This window comes from Micromonospora sp. NPDC004704, assembly GCF_053601675.1.
This window is the reverse complement of the sequence record NZ_JBSGCD010000013.1, coordinates 163,521-180,658: the sequence shown is the minus strand read 5'-3', so window position 1 is coordinate 180,658 and position 17,138 is coordinate 163,521. Positions and strand designations below refer to the sequence as shown.

Below are 17,138 nucleotides of genomic sequence, written 5' to 3'. Positions count from 1 at the left end.
TGTTAACACCCCTGATCTCCCGGCCGACACCGTCCACACTGGGCGCATGGCCAGCCGAACTCTGCACCCTTGGATCCGGTCCCTGCGACCGTGGGGACGTCACGGACTGCTCTGCGCCCTGCGCGGGCTACCCGACGCCGTCCTGGCCGTCACCGCGAACATCGCCCTGTTCGTGCTGTCGGTGCTGTCGTTCCTGACCACGGTGGTGGGAGTCGGCCTGTTCGCCGTACCGGTGGTCACGGCGGCCGTACGCCGGGTCGCCAACCTCCGGCGGCGGTCCGCCGGTACGTGGGCGCAGGTCCCGATCCCGGTCCCCTACCGGCCGGAGCCGGCCGGGCGGCAGAACCCGTGGCAGCGTTACCGGCACACGGTCACCGATCCGGCGACCTGGCGCGACCTGCTCTGGCTGCTGCTCGGAATCCCGGTGGGCCTGGTCCTCGGGCTCGTACCCACCCTGCTCATCCTGTACGGCCTGCTCGGCGTCGTACTCGAACCGGTCCTGCTCGGGGTGGTGCTGGGCCCGTTCGGGTACGCCGCCACCTGGCCCGTCGACGACCTGGCCACCAGGCTCCTCGTCTTCCCCCAGGGGGTGCTCATCCTGGTCACCGGGCTGGCGGCGGCACCCCTGGCGCTGCGCGTACACGCACTCTTCGCCCGCTGGCTGCTGGCACCGACCCGATCGGCCGCGTTGACCCGACGGGTACGGGACCTGACCGAGAGCCGGGCCGAGACGGTCGACGCGCAGGCCGCCGAGCTGCGCCGGATCGAACGGGACCTGCACGACGGCGCACAGGCCCGGATCGTGGCGGTCGGCATGACGATCGGGCTGGCCGAGGAACTCGTCGGCCGGGACCCGCAGGCCGCCCGACTGCTGCTGGGCGAGGCACGGGAGGCCAGCGGCCGGGCCCTGGTGGAACTGCGCGACCTGGTACGCGGAATCCACCCACCGGTGCTCGCCGAGCGCGGGCTGAGCGGTGCCGTACAGGCCCTGGCCCTGGCGGTGCCGTTGCCGGTACGGGTCCGGGTGGACCTGTCCGGACGGCCAGCGGCGCCGGTCGAGTCGGCCGCGTACTTCGCCGTCGCCGAGGCGCTGGCCAACGTGACCAAGCACAGCCGCGCCGGGACGGCGTGGATCGAGGTGACCCACATCGACGGCCGGCTCGTGGTCGTGGTGGGCGACGACGGGGACGGTGGCGCCGACCCCGACCGGGGCACCGGCCTGCGCGGCATCGGGCGTCGCCTGGCCGCGTTCGATGGCATGATGACCGTCACCAGCCCGCCCGGTGGACCGACCGTCGTCACCATGGAGCTCTCGTGCGAGTTGTCATCGCGGAAGACCTGGCCCTCCTCCGGGACGGCCTGACCCGGCTGCTCACCGCCTTCGGCTTCGAGGTCGTCGCGGCGGTCGACAACGGTCCCGCCCTGCTCCCGGCGCTGACCACCCACCGGCCCGACGTGGCCGTGGTCGACGTACGGCTGCCGCCGACGTTCACCGACGAGGGGTTGCAGGCCGCGATCGGAGCCCGCGCGCAGGTCCCCGGCCTTCCCGTACTGGTGCTCTCCCAGCACGTCGAGCAGCTCTACGCCCGCGAACTGCTCTCCGACCGCAGCGGTGGAGTGGGTTACCTGCTCAAGGACCGGGTGTCCAATGTGGGGCAGTTCGTCGACGCGGTACGCCAGGTCGCCTCCGGCGGCACGGTGATGGACCCCGAGGTGGTGGCCCAATTGCTGGCCCGGCGTACCCGCGACGAACCGCTCGCCGGGTTGACCGCGCGCGAGCGCGAGGTCCTCGGCCTGATGGCCGAGGGACTCTCGAACGCGGCGGTCGCCGGACGGCTCTTCGTCACCGAGAAGGCCGTCAGCAAACACATCAACAGCATCTTCGGCAAACTCGGTCTGCCACCCTCGGACGACAACAACCGGCGGGTCCTGGCCGTGCTCACCTACCTCAACGCCTGAGCAGCGCCCCCTCAAAACCTGAGCGGTACGCCCCGCCTCAGTGGCCTCGGGCCAGCCACTCCTCCAGGTGCGGCGCCTCGTCGCCGATCGTCGTACGGTCGCCGTGGCCGGTGTGCACCACGGTCTCCGGTGGCAGTCCCAGCAGCCGGTCCCGGATCGAGGCGACGATGGTGCCGAAGTCGCTGAACGACCGCCCGGTCGCCCCCGGGCCACCGGCGAAGAGGGTGTCCCCGGTGAACACCGCACCGAGCCGGGGTACGTGGAAGCTGCACGTCCCCGGACTGTGCCCCGGCGTGTGCAGGACGGTGAGCACCACCCCTGCCACCTCGAGCGTCTGCCCGTCGGACAGCTCACCATCGGGCACGACATCCGGGTGCACCTGGTCCCAGAGGACCCGGTCGTCCGGGTGCAGCAGCACCGGTGCACCGGTCGCCTCGGCCAGTTCCGGCGCGACGCGTACGTGGTCGTCGTGGGCGTGGGTGGCCAGGATCGCCCGTACCCGCCGGTCGCCGACCGTACGCAGAATCGTCTCCACGTCGTGCGGGGCGTCGACCACCACGCACTCGTGGTCGTCCCCGATCACCCAGACGTTGTTGTCCACGTCGAAGGTCTGACCGTCGAGAGAGAAGGTGCCCGAGGTGACCGCGTGATCGATCCGGGTCGCCATCAGAAGATCACCACAGAGCGGAGTACGTCGCCCCGGTGCATCCGGGCGAAGGACTCCTCCACCTGCTCCAGGGCGATCTCCTCGGTGACGAAGCTGTCCAGGTCCAGCCGGCCCTGCAGGTACAGCTCGGTGAGCAGGGGGAAGTCGCGGCTGGGCAGGCAGTCGCCGTACCAGCTCGACTTGAGCGCCCCACCGCGCCCGAAGACGTCCAGCAGCGGCAACTCGGGGACCTTCATCTCCGGTGTCGGCACCCCGACCAGGACCACCGTGCCGGCCAGGTCACGGGCGTAGAACGCCTGCTGCCAGGTTTCCGGGCGGCCGACCGCGTCGACCACCACGTCCGCCCCGAACCCGCCGGTCAGGGCCTTGATCGCCTCGACCGGGTCGGTTTCGCGGGCGTTGACGGTGTGGGTGGCGCCGAACCCCCTGGCCCACTCCAGCTTCCGGGGGTCGGTGTCGACCGCGATGATCGTGGTCGCGCCGGCCAGCACCGCACCGGCCACCGCACCGTCACCGACCCCACCGCAGCCGATCACCGCGACGGAGTCGCCCCGGGTCACCCCGCCGGTGTTCATCGCCGCGCCGAGGCCGGCCATCACCCCGCACCCGAGCAGACCCACGGCCGCCGGTCGGGCCGCCGGGTTGACCTTTGTGCACTGTCCGGCGTGTACCAGGGTCTTCTCCACGAACGCGCCGATGCCCAGGGCCGGCGACAGCTCGGTGCCGTCGGTGAGGGTCATCCTCTGCTTGGCGTTGTGGGTGTTGAAGCAGTACCAGGGCTTGCCCTTGTTGCAGGCCCGGCAGTCGCCGCAGACCGCCCGCCAGTTCAGTACGACGAAGTCGCCCGGCGCCACGTCGGTGACACCCTCGCCGACCTGTTCCACGATCCCGGCCGCCTCGTGGCCGAGCAGGAACGGGTAGTCGTCGTTGATCCCGCCCTCGCGGTAGTGCAGATCGGTGTGGCAGACCCCGCAGCTCTGCACCCGCACCACGGCCTCGCCCGGTCCGGGGTCCGGCACCACGATCGTGGCCACCTCCACCGGTGCGCCCTTGGCCCTCGAGATGACCCCGCGTACTTCCTGGCCCACTGGTCCGCCCTCACTTCCGCCGCGATCGATCCCTGGTCATGATCCCGACGTATCACACCATGCGCATGAATCGAGGGCCAGCGCTACGACCGGCACCGGGCCGGGCCGGCAGCCGAATCCGTAGCCGCCGAGCCGGATCCGTAGCCGCCGAGCCGCGAGGCTCAGCCGCCGAGGAGCCGGGATCAGTCGCCGAGGAGCCAGCCGTTCTGCTCGGCGATCCGTACCGCCTCGGTCCGGTTGTGCGCCCCGGTCTTGCCGATCGCGGCGGAGAGGTGGTTGCGTACGGTCCCCTCGGACAGGTGCAGGGTCGCCGCGAGGGAGGCCACCGTACCGCCGCCCCTGGCCGCCCGCAGCACCTCGGTCTCCCGCTCGGTGAGCGGGCTGACGCCGCTGGCCAGGGTCTCCGCCGCCAGGGTCGGGTCGACCACGCGCAGCCCGGAGTGCACCCGCCGGACGGCGTCGGCGAGCTGCCGGGCCGGGGTGTCCTTGACCACGAACCCGTCCGCACCCGCCTCCATCGCCCGGCGCAGGTAACCGGGACGGCCGAAGGTGGTGACCACCAGCACCCGGCAGCCGGGTACGCCGGCACGCAGGGCGGCGGTGGCCGCGATCCCGTCCAGTCCGGGCATCTCCACGTCGAGCAGGGCGACGTCGGGTGCAGTACGCCGGGCCGCGTCGAGCACCTCGTCGCCGCGTCCGACCTCGGCGACCACGGTCAGGTCCGGTTCGAGGGAGAGCAGTGCGGCCAGGGCACCCCGGACGAGCGCCTGGTCGTCGGCGAGCAGCAACCGGATGGACTCAGCGGTCATCTGCCCGGTCCATTTCGACCCGGAGCCGGAAGCCCCGACCGCCCGGACCCCGGCCCAGCCTCACCCGCCCGCCGGCCTGGTCGGCCCGTTCGCGCAGCCCGACCAGCCCGTGACCGGCGTACGCGGGATCGGGTCCGGTGGTCGACCGGTCAGGGTCGCCGACCGGGCCCCGGCCGTCGTCGAGCACCTCGACGTGATCGGGGCCGAGCCGGACGGTGCAGCACCGGGCGCCGCTGTGTCGTACCACGTTGGTCACCCCTTCCCGGACCGCCCAGCCGAACAACTCGGCCCGGCCCGCCGGCAGTTCCGGAACGGAGTCCGGCAGGTCGGCCCGGATGCCCGCGGCGTCCAGCGCCGAGCGGGCGCCGGCCAGTTCGCCGGCCAGGGTGACCTCACGGTACGCCCCGACGGTGCCCCGTACGTCGGCCAGCGCCTCGCGGGCCAGTCGCTCCACGTCGGCGATCTCGACGGCGGCCCGGGACGGGTCGACCTCCAGCAGCCGGCCGGCGAGTTCGGCCTTGACCGCCACCACGGTCAGCGAGTGCCCGAGGATGTCGTGCAGGTCGCGGGCGGCACGGGCCCGTTCCCCGGCGACCGCCAGCCGGTGGATCTCCCGTTGCGCGCTGAGCAGGTCGGCGTTGCGTTCGGCCAGCCGGGTCACCCCGAAGGTGGCGAACGCGGCAAGCAGGACGGAGAAGACCAGGTGGGACTGGCTGCGCCAGGCCGGTACGGCCAGCGGCGCGACGGCCGCGACCACCGCCAGCACGGCGACCACCAGCAGGGCGGTACGCCGCGGCAGCAGCAGCACCGCCGCGGTGGCGAGGTAGACGATCGTGACCAGCCAGTCCGCACCGGCGCCGGGGATGGCGAGCAGGCCGAGGCAGAGCAGCAGGGCGAGCAGTACCCAGTTCAGCCGGTTGTCGAGCATGCCCCAGGTGGTCGGCGTACCGGTGCCCGCCCGCCGGAGCCGGGCCCGGACCACCAGCACGAAGATGAGCACGTAGGCGAGGCCGAAGGCGGCCAGCGCGCCGACGGCCAGGTCCCGGGCGAATCCGGGCGGGTGGTTCCAGGCGGAACTGATCGGTTGGCTCAGGTAGACCAGCCAGATCGCGCCGACCACCCAGCCGAGGTCCCGCCGGCCGGGTCGGCCGGGCCACCACCGGGCCGAACGGGGCGGGGAGGTCACCGGCCCACCCTAACCAGCCCGGTGGTGTCCCCGGTCATACCCGCTGGGTGTCGCGCCGGAACAGGCGGGCGGCGCCGAAGCCGAACGCGACGGTCCAGGCCAGTACGTTCACCACCGCGCCCAGGGTGAACCCCGATCCGGTCAGCGGGCTGCGGGCGATCTCGCCGACGCCGTACACCGGGGTGAACCTGGCGATGTCCTGCATGGCCTGCGGCAGCACTTCGAGCGGCACGAAGAGGCCGCCGAACATGGCCAGGATGGCGAGGATCGGGCCGAGGAACTGCATCACGTTCTCGGCCGGGGCGAGGTAGCCGACGAAGAGTCCGAACGCGGCGAAGACCAGCGAGCCGATCCAGGCGGCCAACCCGGCGAGCACCCAGACGTGCAGCGGCATCCGTACGCCGGAAACCGCACCGACGACGAACTCGACCACGACGGCGACCAGGCCGAGCGCCATCGCGGTCAGCACCTTGGTGGTCACGTACGCGGCCGGGCGCAGCGGGGTGAGCCGGAGTTGCCGACTCCAGCCCAGGGCGCGTTCGACCGCGACCATGCCGCCGCCGCTGGTGGTCGCGACCATCGCGCCGTACACCGCCAGGCTGATCATGATGTAGCCGGTGACCGGGGATCCGTTGTCGAGGGTCTGGCCGCGCTGCGGCAGGCCGAACAGGAGGAAGAAGACCGCCGGCATGACCAGGATGAAGATCATCGTACGGCGGTTGCGCAGCACCCGGCGGATCTCCAGCAGCAGGAAGGTCGGCGTGAAGCCGCCCAGTGCCGGACGCTGCCGGGGTACGGCGCGCACGGGCGAGGTGGTGCTGGTCATCGGTTTCTCCGGTCTTCGGTGGCGGTGCCTGCCGCGCCAGTGCTCGGCGCCGTGTCGGCGGTGAGGGCGATGAACGCGTCCTCCAGGTTGCGCGAGGTGATCTCCAGGTCCCGCGCGGCGGTGGTGGTGAGCAGGTGCCGGGCCACCGCGTCGGAGTCGGTGGCGTGCAGCAGTACGGTGTCGCCGCGTACCTCGACCGAGTCGACGCCCGGCAGTGCGGCGAGCCGTACCTGGTCGGCGCCGGGCAGCGTGGCCCGGACCAGCCGGCCGGCGGCCAGGTTCTTGATCTCGGCACTGGTGCCGTCGGCGACGATCCGCCCCTGCCGGACCAGGACGATCCGGTCGGCGTACGCGTCCGCCTCTTCGAGGTAGTGGGTGGCGAACAGGACCGTGCGGCCGGTGCGGGCGTCCTGCCGGATCGCGGTCCAGAAGTCCCGCCGCCCCTCGACGTCCATCCCGGTCGTCGGCTCGTCCAGGACCATCAGGTCCGGGTCGGAGAGCAGCGCCAGGGCGAACCGGAGCCGCTGCTGCTGGCCGCCGGAGCACTTACCCACCCGACGGTCGGCGATCCCGGTGATGCCGGCCCGGTCGAGCACCTCGGCCACCGGACGGGCGTGGCTGAAGAAGGTGGCGGTCATCCGTACCGTCTCCGCCATGGTCAGGTCCTTGAGCAGTCCACCGGTCTGCATGACGGCGGCGATCCGGCCCTGCCCGATCGCCTCGGCGGGCGCCTGCCCGTAGACCCGTACGGTTCCCGAGGTCGGCTGGGCCAGGCCGAGCAGCATGTCGATCGTGGTGGTCTTGCCAGCGCCGTTCGGCCCGAGGAAGGCCACCACCTCGCCGGGCTCGATGCGCAGGCTGAGCCCGTCGACGGCGGTCACCGACCCGAAGGTCTTGGTCAGTCCGGTCAGCTCGACGGCGGGGTTCCCCGCACCGCTGGCCGCCGGTGGTGCGGCCGGCACCACGGTCGTTGATCTCGTCATGGGACCAGGTTGCGCCGTCGGGCGCCGGTCCCGATCGGCCGCGCGTCACCACCTGACCATGACATTTGTCAGCCCTGCCGATCGCCCTCGTCTGGTGCTTCGGGCGATCAGGGTGCGGTGGTCGCTCCGAGTCCGGCGAGCACGATGGCGAGCCCGCCCCGGAACTCCTCTGCGGCGGGGATCTCCCGCGCGGTCCGGGCGGTCTCGGCGAGCAACGGGAACGGCGTGGGCGGCAGCTCCGCCAGCACGACGGTGCCCGGCCCGGAGAGCGGGCCGAGCTGTTCGGCGCTGAACGCGCCGACCAGATAGCTGATCAGCGTACGGAAGGCGATGACCCGCCGCCGGTCGGCGAACCCGGCCTCGGTGAGGATGCCGAGCACCGCCTCACCCCAGGCCATCACATGCGGGTTGCGGTGCCGGTGGCTGAGGAACAGCGGTACGACGGCGGGGTGGGCGGCGACCGCTTCCCGGATCCGCTCGGCCAGGACGGTCACGCGTTCGGTCCAGAAGCCGTCCGGCGCGCTCGGGTCCAGCTCGCTCAGGACCAGGTCGACCACGAGCTGTTCGAGCTGCTCGCGGTCCTCCACGTAGCGGTACAGCGACATGGTCCCGATGCCGAGTTCCTGCGCCACCGTCCGCATCGACAGGGTGTCGAGCCCGGCGCGGTCGATCACGGCGAGCGCGGCGGCGGCGATCCGGTCGTGGGTGAGGGACTTCGGACGAGGCATGGCCTTGACAGCGTACGCCATACGCCTACGCTCGTAGGAGTACGCCGTACGCCTAAAAAGGAGGACGGACATGCCCCGAGACAGAGCCCACCGACTGCCGCCCGGACACCTCGTCGCACCCCTGGAACTGATCACCGTCGACGGCGAGCCGGTGGTCGTCCCGGACCCGGATCGACTGGTCCACCTCCAGTTCCGGCGGTTCGCCGGTTGCCCGGTCTGCAACCTGCACCTGCGTTCCGTGGTCCGCCGGCACGCGGAGATCGAGGCGGCCGGCGTACGCGAGGTGGTCTTCTTCCATTCCGACGCGGACGAGCTGCGCGCACACACCGCCGACCTTCCGTTCGGGGTGATCGCCGACCCGGACCGGCGGTGGTACCGCACGTTCGGGGTGGAGGTGGCACCCCGAGCCCTCCTCGACCCGCGAGTCTGGGGCCCGATCCTCCGCTCGATCACGCTCGACCTGGTGGCGGTCGTCCGGCACGGCAAACCCCTGCCCTCGACCAGCCAGCCCAACGGCCGGATCGGCCTCCCCGCCGACTTCCTGATCGACACCGACGGCCGGCTGATCGCCAGTAAGTACGGTTCCCACGCCTACGACCAGTGGTCGGTGGACGAACTGCTCGACCTCGCCCACGTGGACGTACGCCGCTGACCCTGTGTCCTTGCTCATAGCTCGAGCCTCAGGCCTGTGTACGGCGTAGACCAGGTCTACGTTGTAAGCGTACGTCGTATACCTACGTTGTACACGTATCAGCCGCCGGCTCCCCTATGAGGTACGCAATGCGACGCAGTCCCTGGGCCACCCTCGCGGTGTTGGCACTCGCCCAGTTCATCGTGGTGCTCGACGTGACGATCGTGAACGTCGCACTGCCCGACATCCAGTCCGACCTGAACTTCAGCACCGACAACCTGCAATGGGTGATCAGCGCGTACACCCTGCTCTTCGGTGGCTTCCTGCTCCTCGGCGGTCGCGCCGCCGACCTGCTCGGACCTCGCCGGGTGTTCGTCGGCGGACTCGTCCTGTTCGGGGTGACCTCCCTGCTGGCCGGGTTCGCCACCTCGCCGGGGCTCCTGATCGGGGCGAGAGCCGTCCAGGGTCTGGGTGGCGCGCTGCTCTCGCCGGCGGCGCTGGCCATCCTCACCGTGACCTTCGCGCACGGGCGGGCCCGGAACATCGCCATGGGCGTCTGGGGCGGTCTGGCCGGGCTCGGCGGCACCCTGGGCGTCGTCGCCGGTGGCCTGCTCGTCGACTCGCTGAGCTGGCGCTGGGTCTTCTTCGTCAACGTGCCGATCGTGATCGCCCTGGTCGCGATCATCCCGACCTTCGTCCGGGACATCCGCCACAACGAGCACGGCAACCGGACCTTCGACGTGGCGGGCGCGATCCTCGGCACCGGCGGCCTGCTCGCCGTCGTCTTCGGCGTCGTACGCGCCGAGGCGAGCGGGTGGGGCTCACTCGAGGTCGTCGGCTTCCTCACCGGCGGAATCGCGCTCCTGATCGCCTTCATCGCGGTCGAGGCCCGATCCGCCGCGCCACTCGTACCGCTGCGGTTGTTCCGTTCCCGCGCCCTGAGCGTCTCCAGCGCCGCCCTGGCCCTCAACGGCGCCGGCTTCCTCGCCATGTTCTTCCTGACCGCGATCTACCTCCAGCAGGTACGCGGCGACTCGCCCCTGGCCGCAGGCGTGCACTTCCTGCCCATGGGTGCCGCCGCGATCGTCGGCGCCGCCCTCTCCACCCAGCTCGTGCACCGGATCGGCACCCGTACGCTCCAACTCGCCGGCGCGGTGCTCAGCGTCGCCGGTCTGCTGCTGCTCTCGCAGGCCGGCGCCACCGGCAGCTACGCCACCGAGCTGCTCCCCGGCTTCGTCCTTTTCGGACTGGGCATCCTCGGCGTCGGCGTACCGGCCCAGATCGCCGCCGTGGCCGACGTGGCACACCACGAGGCGGGTGCAGCCTCGGGCGTCGTGACCGCCGTCTACCAGGTCGGCGGCGCGCTGGGGCTGGCCATTGTCACCACCCTGTCCATCACCCGCACCACCGACGCGGTCGCCCAGGGGCTCGACCAGCAGCAGGCCCTGGTCGAGGGCTTCCACCGTGGACTGATGGTGGCCGCCGCGTTCGCCATCCTCAACCTCGTGGTCTCGCTCGCCACCCCGCAGTTGCGGCCCGACGCCGAGCAGGTCGCCGAGGCGGCCGTCGCCGCATAACCGCGACGCGGGACCTTCCCGAGTTTCCGCTACCGAAAGTCTTCACTTGCCATGACGGAAAGTCTCGGCCAGACTTTCCGTCATGGCAAGTGATGCACCCCTCGACCCGACCGCCCACCGCCCCACCCCGGCGGAGGCCGCCGCAGCCCTGCAGCAGGTGAAGGACACCCAGTCCTCGCTCGGCCGCAGACTCGCACCGAACTGGTATTTCGCAGCCGTCGCGGCGATGCTGGGCGGGACCACCCTGAGCCAACTACTGCCCACCGCCGCCACCATCGTGGTCACGCTCGTGCTGGTCGCCGCCATGGGCGCAATGGTGCGGGTCTTCTTCGACCGGGCCGGAGTCGTACCGCAGGTCGGCAAGATCAACGCTCGATGGATCATCCTCGCCACGACGCCGCTGGTGCTCGTGACGCTCGCCGCCGCATGGCTGGACGACTCCGGCCGCCCCTGGGCCTGGATCGTCGCCGCCGTCCTCAACTCCGGGGCGGTGCTGGCCTTGGGCTGGTGGCACCGCCGCCAGTTGCGGGCCGGGGCATGACCACCCTGGCCCCGGAGCCGGGCGGCTTCAACCTGGTCATCCACGCGCCGAACCGGTTGCTGATCTGCGCGCTGCTCGACAGCGTCGCCGAAATCGAGTTCGGCGTGGTCCAGGAACGGCTGTCGGTCAGCGCCTCCGTACTCAGCAAACACGTGACGGTCCTGACCGAGGCGGGCTACGTCACCCAGCGCAAGGCGGTCCGGGAGACCCGACCCAGGGTCTGGCTCCAGTTCACCCCGGAGGGGCGGGCCGCGTACCGGGCCCACGTCGCCGCCCTACAGGCGATCGTCGGCACGCACTCCGGCCCGGCCGGGGCCTGACGGCAGGCTCGCCGGACACCGGCACTGGCCGGCGAGCGTGCCCCTGGGCGGGGCGGGGACCCGGCTGCCGCCGGCCAGATCACCGCAGGTGGCCGATCACCCCGGACTCGATGACGATGACCGCGCCGATGAGCATGAAGACCCCCGGAACGATCCAGTGCCCGTACCGCCGGACGATCGCGATGACCTGCCGGTGCGAGCCGAGCCAGGAGCCGACCAGGCACCACACCGCGGTCAGTGCGGCAAACACCGCCACGGAGACCAGGCTGTCGGTCAACCCGACGGTACGGAACAGCGGGGTGTAGACGGAGATGTTGTCGGCACCGTTGGCGATCGTCACCCCGGCCACCGAGACCAGTCCGGTCGCGACCGCCGCTCCCGGCGCCTCGTCCTGCCCACGGGCCCGGATCGCGACGATCAGGCCGCGTACGCCCAACGCGAAGGGCAGCAGCCCGAGCAGGCCCACCCACTCGTCCGGCACGATCGTCAACCCCAGGGCCGCGACCGCCGACACCGCCACCAGTACGCCGATCCCGGCGTACTGGCCTGCCCAGACCTGCCACACCCTCGGCAGCCCGCTGGCCCGCGCGGAAAGAAACAGCACCGTGAGCACGATGATGTCGTCGACGTTCGTACCCGCGAACACACCGACCGCCGTCAGTAAGGTGCTCGCGAGATCTCCCACGGCCGACAGCGTACGAGTCCGCCGGGCGACAGCGAGAAGCCGTAGTCGTCTGGCCGATTGAGCCAGCGGGGGGCGGTGCCATCCCGGCCGATGCGGCAGGATCCTCGTCCGTGACGCTCGTCCTGCCACCGCGACTGACCGCATCCGCCCAGAACCTGCGGGACGCGGCCCATGGACGAGGGATTCACACCGTCCAACTGCCGACCTTCGAGGTACCGGGCGGCATGCGAGCCGACCACCTCCACGCGGGGCCGACATTCGCCGACGCCGTCGCACCGATCCTCGGTATCGCTCCCCTGGAAGCGCCGCCGGACTGGCTGACCGGACTACCCAGGGAACTCACCCACCGGGAGATCACCCTGGTCACGGCCGGCGAAGCCTACGAACTGCGCCGACCGGCGTTCATCAAGTCGCCGAACGACAAGAGCATCCGGGCGATGATCTATACGGATGGCTCCCGTCTGCCCGGCCCCGACGCGATCGACCGGCAGACCCCCGTACTCGTCAGCGACATCGTCGACTTCACCGCCGAGTACCGGCTACACCTGCTCGACGGCGCGGTCCACACCGCCAGTCAGTACGCCGAGCAGGGCAGGCTCCGCCTCGGACCTCCGTCCGCCGATACGCTCGCCTTCGGTGCCGACCTGCTGGCCGGGTTCGGCCATACCCTGCCCACCGCCATCGTGGTGGATGTGGGAGTCGTCGACGGTCGCTGGGCGGTGATCGAGCCGAATGCGGCATGGGCCAGCGGGGCCTACCTGGCAGATCCCGACCTCGTGCTGGACGTCGTCCTACGCGCCGCCGGCCCCATCGCCGAAGTCAGCAGCCATGACCGGCGGTTCATCCGCGCACCCCCAGCAGCAGCAGGATCGGGACTGAGCGTTGCCGGATGACTTCGGGGCCGACTAAAGCCCTGGTCAGAGTGGTGATCGGTGGAGCCAAGGGGACTCGAACCCCTAACCCCTGCCTTGCAAAGGCAGTGCTCTGCCAGTTGAGCTATGGCCCCGGAAGGCGGCTGACGCCGCCGGGTCGGGCGATCCAGGTCGAGCGAATTACCGGAGGTCCGGTGCGGTGGTGGCCTCGTGCCACAGCGCCCGCTCGTCGTTGGATTCCTTGACCTTCTTGGCGATCAGGGCCGCCACGCCGACAACGCTGGCGAGGATCAGAAGCTTCTTGAACATGACAGTCCCTCACGCTCGACTGCTGTCGGACGATCTGAAAGTGGGGCTAGCTGGAATCGAACCAGCGACCTCAGAGTTATCAGCTCTGCGCTCTAACCGACTGAGCTATAGCCCCGTGCGACGAGCAAGGTTACCGTACCTACGGGCCAGGTCCCAACTCGGGGGCTGACCCCCAGGCTGACCTGCGACAACGAATCGTGCGCCGGTAACCCTGCGGTCGTCGCAGACGCTACCGAATGCGAAACGCCGGGGCACCGCAATATCTGCGGCGCCCCGGCGTCGGCACGTTGTCAGTCGCGCTCGGCGAGGGTCAACTCGATCCCACCGACCAGGTCGGCGCAGACGTTGTAGACGAACGCACCGAGCGTGGCGAGCGCGGTGAACAGCACCACGTTCACCAGCCCGATCAACGCCGAGCTGAGGATCACGCCCTTGGCGGTGATCTTCAGGGCGTTGTCACTCTGCCCACCACCGGCGTTGATCAGGTCGGTCAGGCTGCTGTTGACGCTCTCGAACACGCCCATCGCGTCCAACGCGAGGTAGAGCACCGAGGTCGCCACGATCACGACGACGAAGAGCACCAGCGACACCGCGAACGAGAATTTCATCACCGACCAGGGGTCGATGCGCTTGAGGTTCAGCCGGGCCCGTCGCGGCCCCCGCGAAGCGGCGGAACCGACCGCGCTGCGGGCCGAACGTACGGCCTCGCTGACCCGGGCCGCACCGACCGCGGCGGCGCCGCCGAACGTACGGGCCGGGCCACCGGTCGGGTTGGGCCGGGCCGATCCTGTCGCCCGCCCCTCGTCCGAGCCACCCGAACCACCCGGTCCACCCGTGGGCGCCCCCTGGGCCGGCTGACCCAGCACGGACATGCCCGGCATGGTCTGCCCCGGAGCGGACTGCCCGGATGCCGGCGGGCCGGAGCTGCCCGGCATCGACGGTCTGCTCTGCGCGCCCGGCCGGTTCTGGCCGCCCGGTCGGTCGGCGGACGGGCCACCGGCCGACGCGGCAGCGCTGGCCGCCGCTCCGGAGGACGGTGTCGAGGGCGACCCGCCTTCGGTGCCGGATGCCTCGGTCGGGCGGCTGCCCGCCTCCCCGCCGGGCTGGTCCGGCGGGGGTGGCATGCCGGGGGCCCGGGTGAACTTCGGCGACGGTGCGTCGGCGGGGACTACCGCCCGGCCGACGGCCGCGCGGCCGGTCGCTGGTGCGCCGCCCGCGGCGGCCTCCTCATCGACCGGGTTGGCCGAGGTCCCCGCGCTCCCCGACTTCGCCTGTGTCTCCGTCATCAACTAGTCCTGTTCGTCAGGCTCGTCGGCATTGCGAGCAATGGCCACGATCGTCACACCATCCGGGAGGTCCATGAGCTTGACCCCCATTGTGTTCCGATCGCGTGTACGGCGTACAGGCTTCACCGGAGTCCGGATGACGCCGCCGTTACTGGTGATCGCGAACAACTCGTCGTCCGGGCTGATCACCACTGCGCCGACCAGTCCACCACGTCGCTCGGTGATCTTCGCGGTCAGCACACCCTTTCCTCCCCGGCCCTGCACCGGATATTCCTCGATCGGCGTACGTTTTGCGTACCCGCCGTTCGTTGCCACCAGGACATCCATCCCGTCGGTGACCACTTCCATGGCCAACAGGACGTCGTCGTCGGTGAAGCGCATCCCGATCACGCCCGAGGTGGCGCGACCCATCGGCCGCAGTGCCTCGTCGGTGGCGTTGAACCGGATCGCCTGTGCCTTTTTGGACACCAGCAGGAGATCGTCCTCGGGTCCGGCAAGTGCCGCGCCGACCAGCTCGTCCTCATCGCGCAGGTTGATCGCGATGATGCCGCCGGAGCGGTTGGAGTCGAACTCCTCCAGCTTGGTCTTCTTGACCAGGCCCTTCTGCGTCGCCAGCACCAGGTACGGCGCGACCTGGTAGTCCGGGATCTGGATGACCTGGGCGATCTGCTCGTCCGGCTGGAAGGCGAGCAGGTTGGCCACGTGCTGGCCCTTCGCCGTACGGCTCGCCTCCGGCAGCTCGTACGCCTTGGCCCGGTAGACCCGGCCCTTGTTGGTGAAGAAGAGCATCCAGTTGTGCGTGGAGCAGACGAAGAAGTGGCTGACGATGTCGTCCTGGCGCAGGGTCGCGCCGCTGACACCCTTGCCACCGCGCCGCTGCGACCGGTACAGGTCGACCTTGGTGCGCTTGGCGTAACCGGTGCGGGTGATGGTGACCACGACGTCCTCGCGGGCGATCAGGTCCTCCATGGAGACCTCGCCGTCGAACGGCAGGATCTTGGTACGCCGCTCGTCGCCCCACTTCGCCACGATCTCGCCGAGCTCCTCGGAAACGATCTTCCGCTGCCGCTCCGGCTTGGCCAGGATGTCCTTGTAGTCGGCGATCTCAAGCTCGATCTTCGCCAACTCGTCGATGATCTTCTGGCGCTCCAGTGCGGCGAGCCGCCGGAGCTGCATGTCGAGGATCGCGGTCGCCTGGATCTCGTCGATCGTCAGGAGCTGGACCAGCCCCTGCCGGGCCTCCTCGACCGTGGGCGAGCGCCGGATCAGGGCGATCACGTCGTCGAGCGCGTCCAGTGCCTTGACCAGACTGCGCAGGATGTGCGCCCGCTCCTCGGCCTTGCGCAGCCGGTACGCGGTCCGCCTCCGGATCACCTCGATCTGGTGCTCGACGTAGTACCGGATGAACTGGGCCAGGTTGAGCGTGCGCGGCACCCCGTCGACCAGCGCCAGCATGTTGGCGCCGAAGGTCTCCTGGAGCTGGGTGTGCTTGTAGAGGTTGTTCAGCACCACCTTGGCGACCGCGTCGCGCTTGAGCACCAGGACGATCCGCATACCGGTACGCCCGGAGGACTCGTCCCGGATGTCCGCGATCCCGGCGAGCTTGCCCTCCTTGACCAGTTCCGCGATCCGCTCGGCCAGGTTGTCCGGGTTGACCTGGTAGGGCAGCTCGGTGACGACCAGACAGGCCCGCCCCTTCTTGTCCTCCTCCACGTCGACCACGGCGCGCATCCGGATCGAGCCGCGGCCGGTCCGGTACGCGTCCTGGATCGGCTGGTGTCCGACGATCAGCCCGTAGGTGGGGAAGTCCGGACCCTTGACGATCTCGATCAGCGCGTCGAGCGTGGTGGCCTCGTCGGCGTCCGGGTTCTCCAGGCACCACTGCACCGCCGCGCCGATCTCCCGCAGGTTGTGCGGCGGGATCTTGGTGGCCATGCCGACCGCGATGCCCTCGGAGCCGTTGAGCAACAGGTTCGGGATCCGGGACGGCAGGATCGTCGGTTCCTTGGCCCGGCCGTCGTAGTTGTCCTGGAGGTCGACGGTGTCCTCGTCGATGTCCCGGAGCATCTCCATCGCCAGCGGGTCGAGCTTGCACTCGGTGTACCGCATGGCGGCGGCGGGGTCGTTGCCGGGCGAACCGAAGTTGCCGTTGCCGTCGACCAGCGGGTAGCGCAGCGACCAGGGCTGGGCCATCCGGACCAGCGCGTCGTAGATGGACGAGTCACCGTGCGGGTGGAACTGACCCATCACGTCGCCGACCACCCGGGAGCACTTCACGTACCCGCGGTCCGGACGGTAGCCGGAGTCGAACATGGCGTAGAGGATCTTGCGGTGTACGGGCTTGAGTCCGTCCCGTACGTCCGGCAGGGCACGGCCCACGATCACGCTCATCGCGTAGTCGAGGTAGGACCGCTGCATCTCCACCTCGAGCCCCACCGGCTCGATGCGGTCGTGCTGGACCACCGCCGCGCTGGCGGCGGCCGGATCGACCGGCTCGCTATCGAAGGACTCGGGAGTATCCGTCACTGTCAACCCTTATCAGACTAATTAGCCGCTTTACCTGTGGATAACGGCTGTGGAAACCGTCGAAACTGTGGATAACCATGTGGATGCAAGTCTCCGTGCACCCACTGGTCATCCTGATGTCCACCGTCGGTCACCCGGAAACCAG

18 protein-coding genes and 2 tRNA genes are annotated in these 17,138 nt (G+C 70.5%); 7 read left to right on the top strand and 13 right to left on the bottom strand.

The window, feature by feature from the left end:
- Positions 1 to 46 precede the first annotated feature (46 nt).
- Together ACWEFB_RS20080 and ACWEFB_RS20075 are read left to right on the top strand one after the other, a co-directional pair.
- Positions 47 to 1,363 carry a sensor histidine kinase gene (locus tag ACWEFB_RS20080; RefSeq protein WP_452287382.1) on the top strand — a complete coding sequence of 439 codons (1,317 nt, stop codon included), beginning with the start codon at positions 47 to 49 and terminating at the stop codon, positions 1,361 to 1,363.
- A complete protein-coding gene (locus ACWEFB_RS20075) occupies positions 1,315 to 1,959 on the top strand; it encodes a response regulator transcription factor (protein WP_452287380.1) in 645 nt (214 codons plus the stop codon). The genes ACWEFB_RS20080 and ACWEFB_RS20075 overlap by 49 nt, the downstream gene beginning before the upstream one ends.
- A gap of 37 nt (positions 1,960 to 1,996) precedes the next feature.
- On the opposite strand, the gene ACWEFB_RS20070 is transcribed toward ACWEFB_RS20075, so the two are convergent.
- The 7 genes from ACWEFB_RS20070 to ACWEFB_RS20040 all read right to left on the bottom strand — a co-directional run bounded on the left by ACWEFB_RS20070 (position 1,997) and on the right by ACWEFB_RS20040 (position 8,246).
- Positions 1,997 to 2,626, bottom strand: coding sequence for an MBL fold metallo-hydrolase (locus tag ACWEFB_RS20070; protein ID WP_452287378.1), 630 nt, complete (start codon positions 2,624 to 2,626; stop codon positions 1,997 to 1,999).
- A complete protein-coding gene (locus tag ACWEFB_RS20065; RefSeq protein ID WP_452287376.1) occupies positions 2,626 to 3,714 on the bottom strand; it encodes an S-(hydroxymethyl)mycothiol dehydrogenase in 1,089 nt (362 codons plus the stop codon). The genes ACWEFB_RS20070 and ACWEFB_RS20065 overlap by 1 nt, the downstream gene beginning before the upstream one ends.
- A gap of 182 nt (positions 3,715 to 3,896) precedes the next feature.
- Complete coding sequence (locus tag ACWEFB_RS20060; RefSeq protein WP_326561883.1) at positions 3,897 to 4,523, bottom strand: response regulator transcription factor; 627 nt, start codon at positions 4,521 to 4,523, stop codon at positions 3,897 to 3,899.
- The gene (locus tag ACWEFB_RS20055) at positions 4,513 to 5,709 is read right to left on the bottom strand and encodes a sensor histidine kinase (protein WP_452287374.1); all 1,197 of its coding nucleotides are present in this window, start codon (positions 5,707 to 5,709) and stop codon (positions 4,513 to 4,515) included. The genes ACWEFB_RS20060 and ACWEFB_RS20055 overlap by 11 nt, the downstream gene beginning before the upstream one ends.
- A gap of 34 nt (positions 5,710 to 5,743) precedes the next feature.
- The gene (locus ACWEFB_RS20050; protein ID WP_452287372.1) at positions 5,744 to 6,535 is read right to left on the bottom strand and encodes an ABC transporter permease; all 792 of its coding nucleotides are present in this window, start codon (positions 6,533 to 6,535) and stop codon (positions 5,744 to 5,746) included.
- On the bottom strand, positions 6,532 to 7,518 hold the full coding sequence (locus tag ACWEFB_RS20045) for an ABC transporter ATP-binding protein (RefSeq protein ID WP_452287370.1): 987 nt from the start codon (positions 7,516 to 7,518) through the stop codon (positions 6,532 to 6,534). The genes ACWEFB_RS20050 and ACWEFB_RS20045 overlap by 4 nt, the downstream gene beginning before the upstream one ends.
- 107 nt (positions 7,519 to 7,625) lie before the next feature.
- Positions 7,626 to 8,246 carry a TetR/AcrR family transcriptional regulator gene (locus ACWEFB_RS20040; RefSeq protein WP_452287368.1) on the bottom strand — a complete coding sequence of 207 codons (621 nt, stop codon included), beginning with the start codon at positions 8,244 to 8,246 and terminating at the stop codon, positions 7,626 to 7,628.
- Positions 8,247 to 8,316: 70 nt separating this feature from the next.
- Here ACWEFB_RS20040 and ACWEFB_RS20035 point away from each other — a divergent pair, with 70 nt between their 5' ends.
- From ACWEFB_RS20035 to ACWEFB_RS20020, 4 genes are all read left to right on the top strand, one after another.
- Positions 8,317 to 8,898, top strand: a complete 582-nt coding sequence (locus ACWEFB_RS20035) for a peroxiredoxin-like family protein (RefSeq protein WP_452287366.1) — start codon at positions 8,317 to 8,319, stop codon at positions 8,896 to 8,898.
- 128 nt (positions 8,899 to 9,026) lie between these two features.
- Positions 9,027 to 10,454, top strand: coding sequence for an MFS transporter (locus tag ACWEFB_RS20030; RefSeq protein WP_452287364.1), 1,428 nt, complete (start codon positions 9,027 to 9,029; stop codon positions 10,452 to 10,454).
- 82 nt (positions 10,455 to 10,536) lie between these two features.
- Entirely contained in the window at positions 10,537 to 10,995 is a 459-nt protein-coding gene (locus tag ACWEFB_RS20025; protein ID WP_452287362.1) for a hypothetical protein, read from the top strand.
- Positions 10,992 to 11,315, top strand: a complete 324-nt coding sequence (locus ACWEFB_RS20020) for a transcriptional regulator (protein ID WP_452287360.1) — start codon at positions 10,992 to 10,994, stop codon at positions 11,313 to 11,315. Before ACWEFB_RS20025 ends, ACWEFB_RS20020 begins: the two co-directional genes overlap by 4 nt.
- Before the next feature lie 79 nt (positions 11,316 to 11,394).
- On the opposite strand, the gene ACWEFB_RS20015 is transcribed toward ACWEFB_RS20020, so the two are convergent.
- Positions 11,395 to 12,000: a cadmium resistance transporter gene (locus ACWEFB_RS20015; protein WP_452287358.1), complete on the bottom strand. Its 606-nt coding sequence runs from the start codon at positions 11,998 to 12,000 to the stop codon at positions 11,395 to 11,397.
- Positions 12,001 to 12,110: 110 nt separating this feature from the next.
- Between ACWEFB_RS20015 and ACWEFB_RS20010 the strand changes: the two genes are divergently transcribed.
- Entirely contained in the window at positions 12,111 to 12,893 is a 783-nt protein-coding gene (locus ACWEFB_RS20010) for an ATP-grasp domain-containing protein (protein ID WP_452287356.1), read from the top strand.
- A 40-nt stretch (positions 12,894 to 12,933) separates the two neighbouring features.
- Here the strand turns inward: ACWEFB_RS20010 and ACWEFB_RS20005 are convergent.
- The 5 genes from ACWEFB_RS20005 to gyrA all read right to left on the bottom strand — a co-directional run bounded on the left by ACWEFB_RS20005 (position 12,934) and on the right by gyrA (position 16,993).
- Positions 12,934 to 13,006, bottom strand: a tRNA-Ala gene (locus tag ACWEFB_RS20005).
- A gap of 46 nt (positions 13,007 to 13,052) precedes the next feature.
- Entirely contained in the window at positions 13,053 to 13,181 is a 129-nt protein-coding gene (locus tag ACWEFB_RS20000; protein ID WP_211349269.1) for a DLW-39 family protein, read from the bottom strand.
- A 41-nt stretch (positions 13,182 to 13,222) separates the two neighbouring features.
- A tRNA-Ile gene (locus ACWEFB_RS19995) sits at positions 13,223 to 13,296 on the bottom strand.
- Positions 13,297 to 13,471: 175 nt separating this feature from the next.
- Complete coding sequence (locus ACWEFB_RS19990; RefSeq protein WP_452287353.1) at positions 13,472 to 14,467, bottom strand: DUF3566 domain-containing protein; 996 nt, start codon at positions 14,465 to 14,467, stop codon at positions 13,472 to 13,474.
- A gap of 3 nt (positions 14,468 to 14,470) precedes the next feature.
- Complete coding sequence (gene gyrA / locus ACWEFB_RS19985; protein WP_452287351.1) at positions 14,471 to 16,993, bottom strand: DNA gyrase subunit A; 2,523 nt, start codon at positions 16,991 to 16,993, stop codon at positions 14,471 to 14,473.
- Between the last annotated feature and the right edge of the window lie 145 nt (positions 16,994 to 17,138).

Bases quoted from the DNA above. Each gene is read 5' to 3' on its own strand.
- ACWEFB_RS20080 (WP_452287382.1), top strand. From the start codon at position 47: ATGGCCAGCCGAACTCTGCACCCTTGGATCCGGTCCCTGCGACCGTGG.
- ACWEFB_RS20070 (WP_452287378.1), bottom strand. From the start codon at position 2,626: ATGGCGACCCGGATCGATCACGCGGTCACCTCGGGCACCTTCTCTCTC.
- ACWEFB_RS20060 (WP_326561883.1), bottom strand. From the start codon at position 4,523: ATGACCGCTGAGTCCATCCGGTTGCTGCTCGCCGACGACCAGGCGCTC.
- ACWEFB_RS20050 (WP_452287372.1), bottom strand. From the start codon at position 6,535: ATGACCAGCACCACCTCGCCCGTGCGCGCCGTACCCCGGCAGCGTCCG.
- ACWEFB_RS20045 (WP_452287370.1), bottom strand. From the start codon at position 7,518: ATGACGAGATCAACGACCGTGGTGCCGGCCGCACCACCGGCGGCCAGC.
- ACWEFB_RS20040 (WP_452287368.1), bottom strand. From the start codon at position 8,246: ATGCCTCGTCCGAAGTCCCTCACCCACGACCGGATCGCCGCCGCCGCG.
- ACWEFB_RS20035 (WP_452287366.1), top strand. From the start codon at position 8,317: ATGCCCCGAGACAGAGCCCACCGACTGCCGCCCGGACACCTCGTCGCA.
- ACWEFB_RS20030 (WP_452287364.1), top strand. From the start codon at position 9,027: ATGCGACGCAGTCCCTGGGCCACCCTCGCGGTGTTGGCACTCGCCCAG.
- ACWEFB_RS20025 (WP_452287362.1), top strand. From the start codon at position 10,537: ATGGCAAGTGATGCACCCCTCGACCCGACCGCCCACCGCCCCACCCCG.
- ACWEFB_RS20020 (WP_452287360.1), top strand. From the start codon at position 10,992: ATGACCACCCTGGCCCCGGAGCCGGGCGGCTTCAACCTGGTCATCCAC.
- ACWEFB_RS20000 (WP_211349269.1), bottom strand. From the start codon at position 13,181: ATGTTCAAGAAGCTTCTGATCCTCGCCAGCGTTGTCGGCGTGGCGGCC.
- ACWEFB_RS19990 (WP_452287353.1), bottom strand. From the start codon at position 14,467: ATGACGGAGACACAGGCGAAGTCGGGGAGCGCGGGGACCTCGGCCAAC.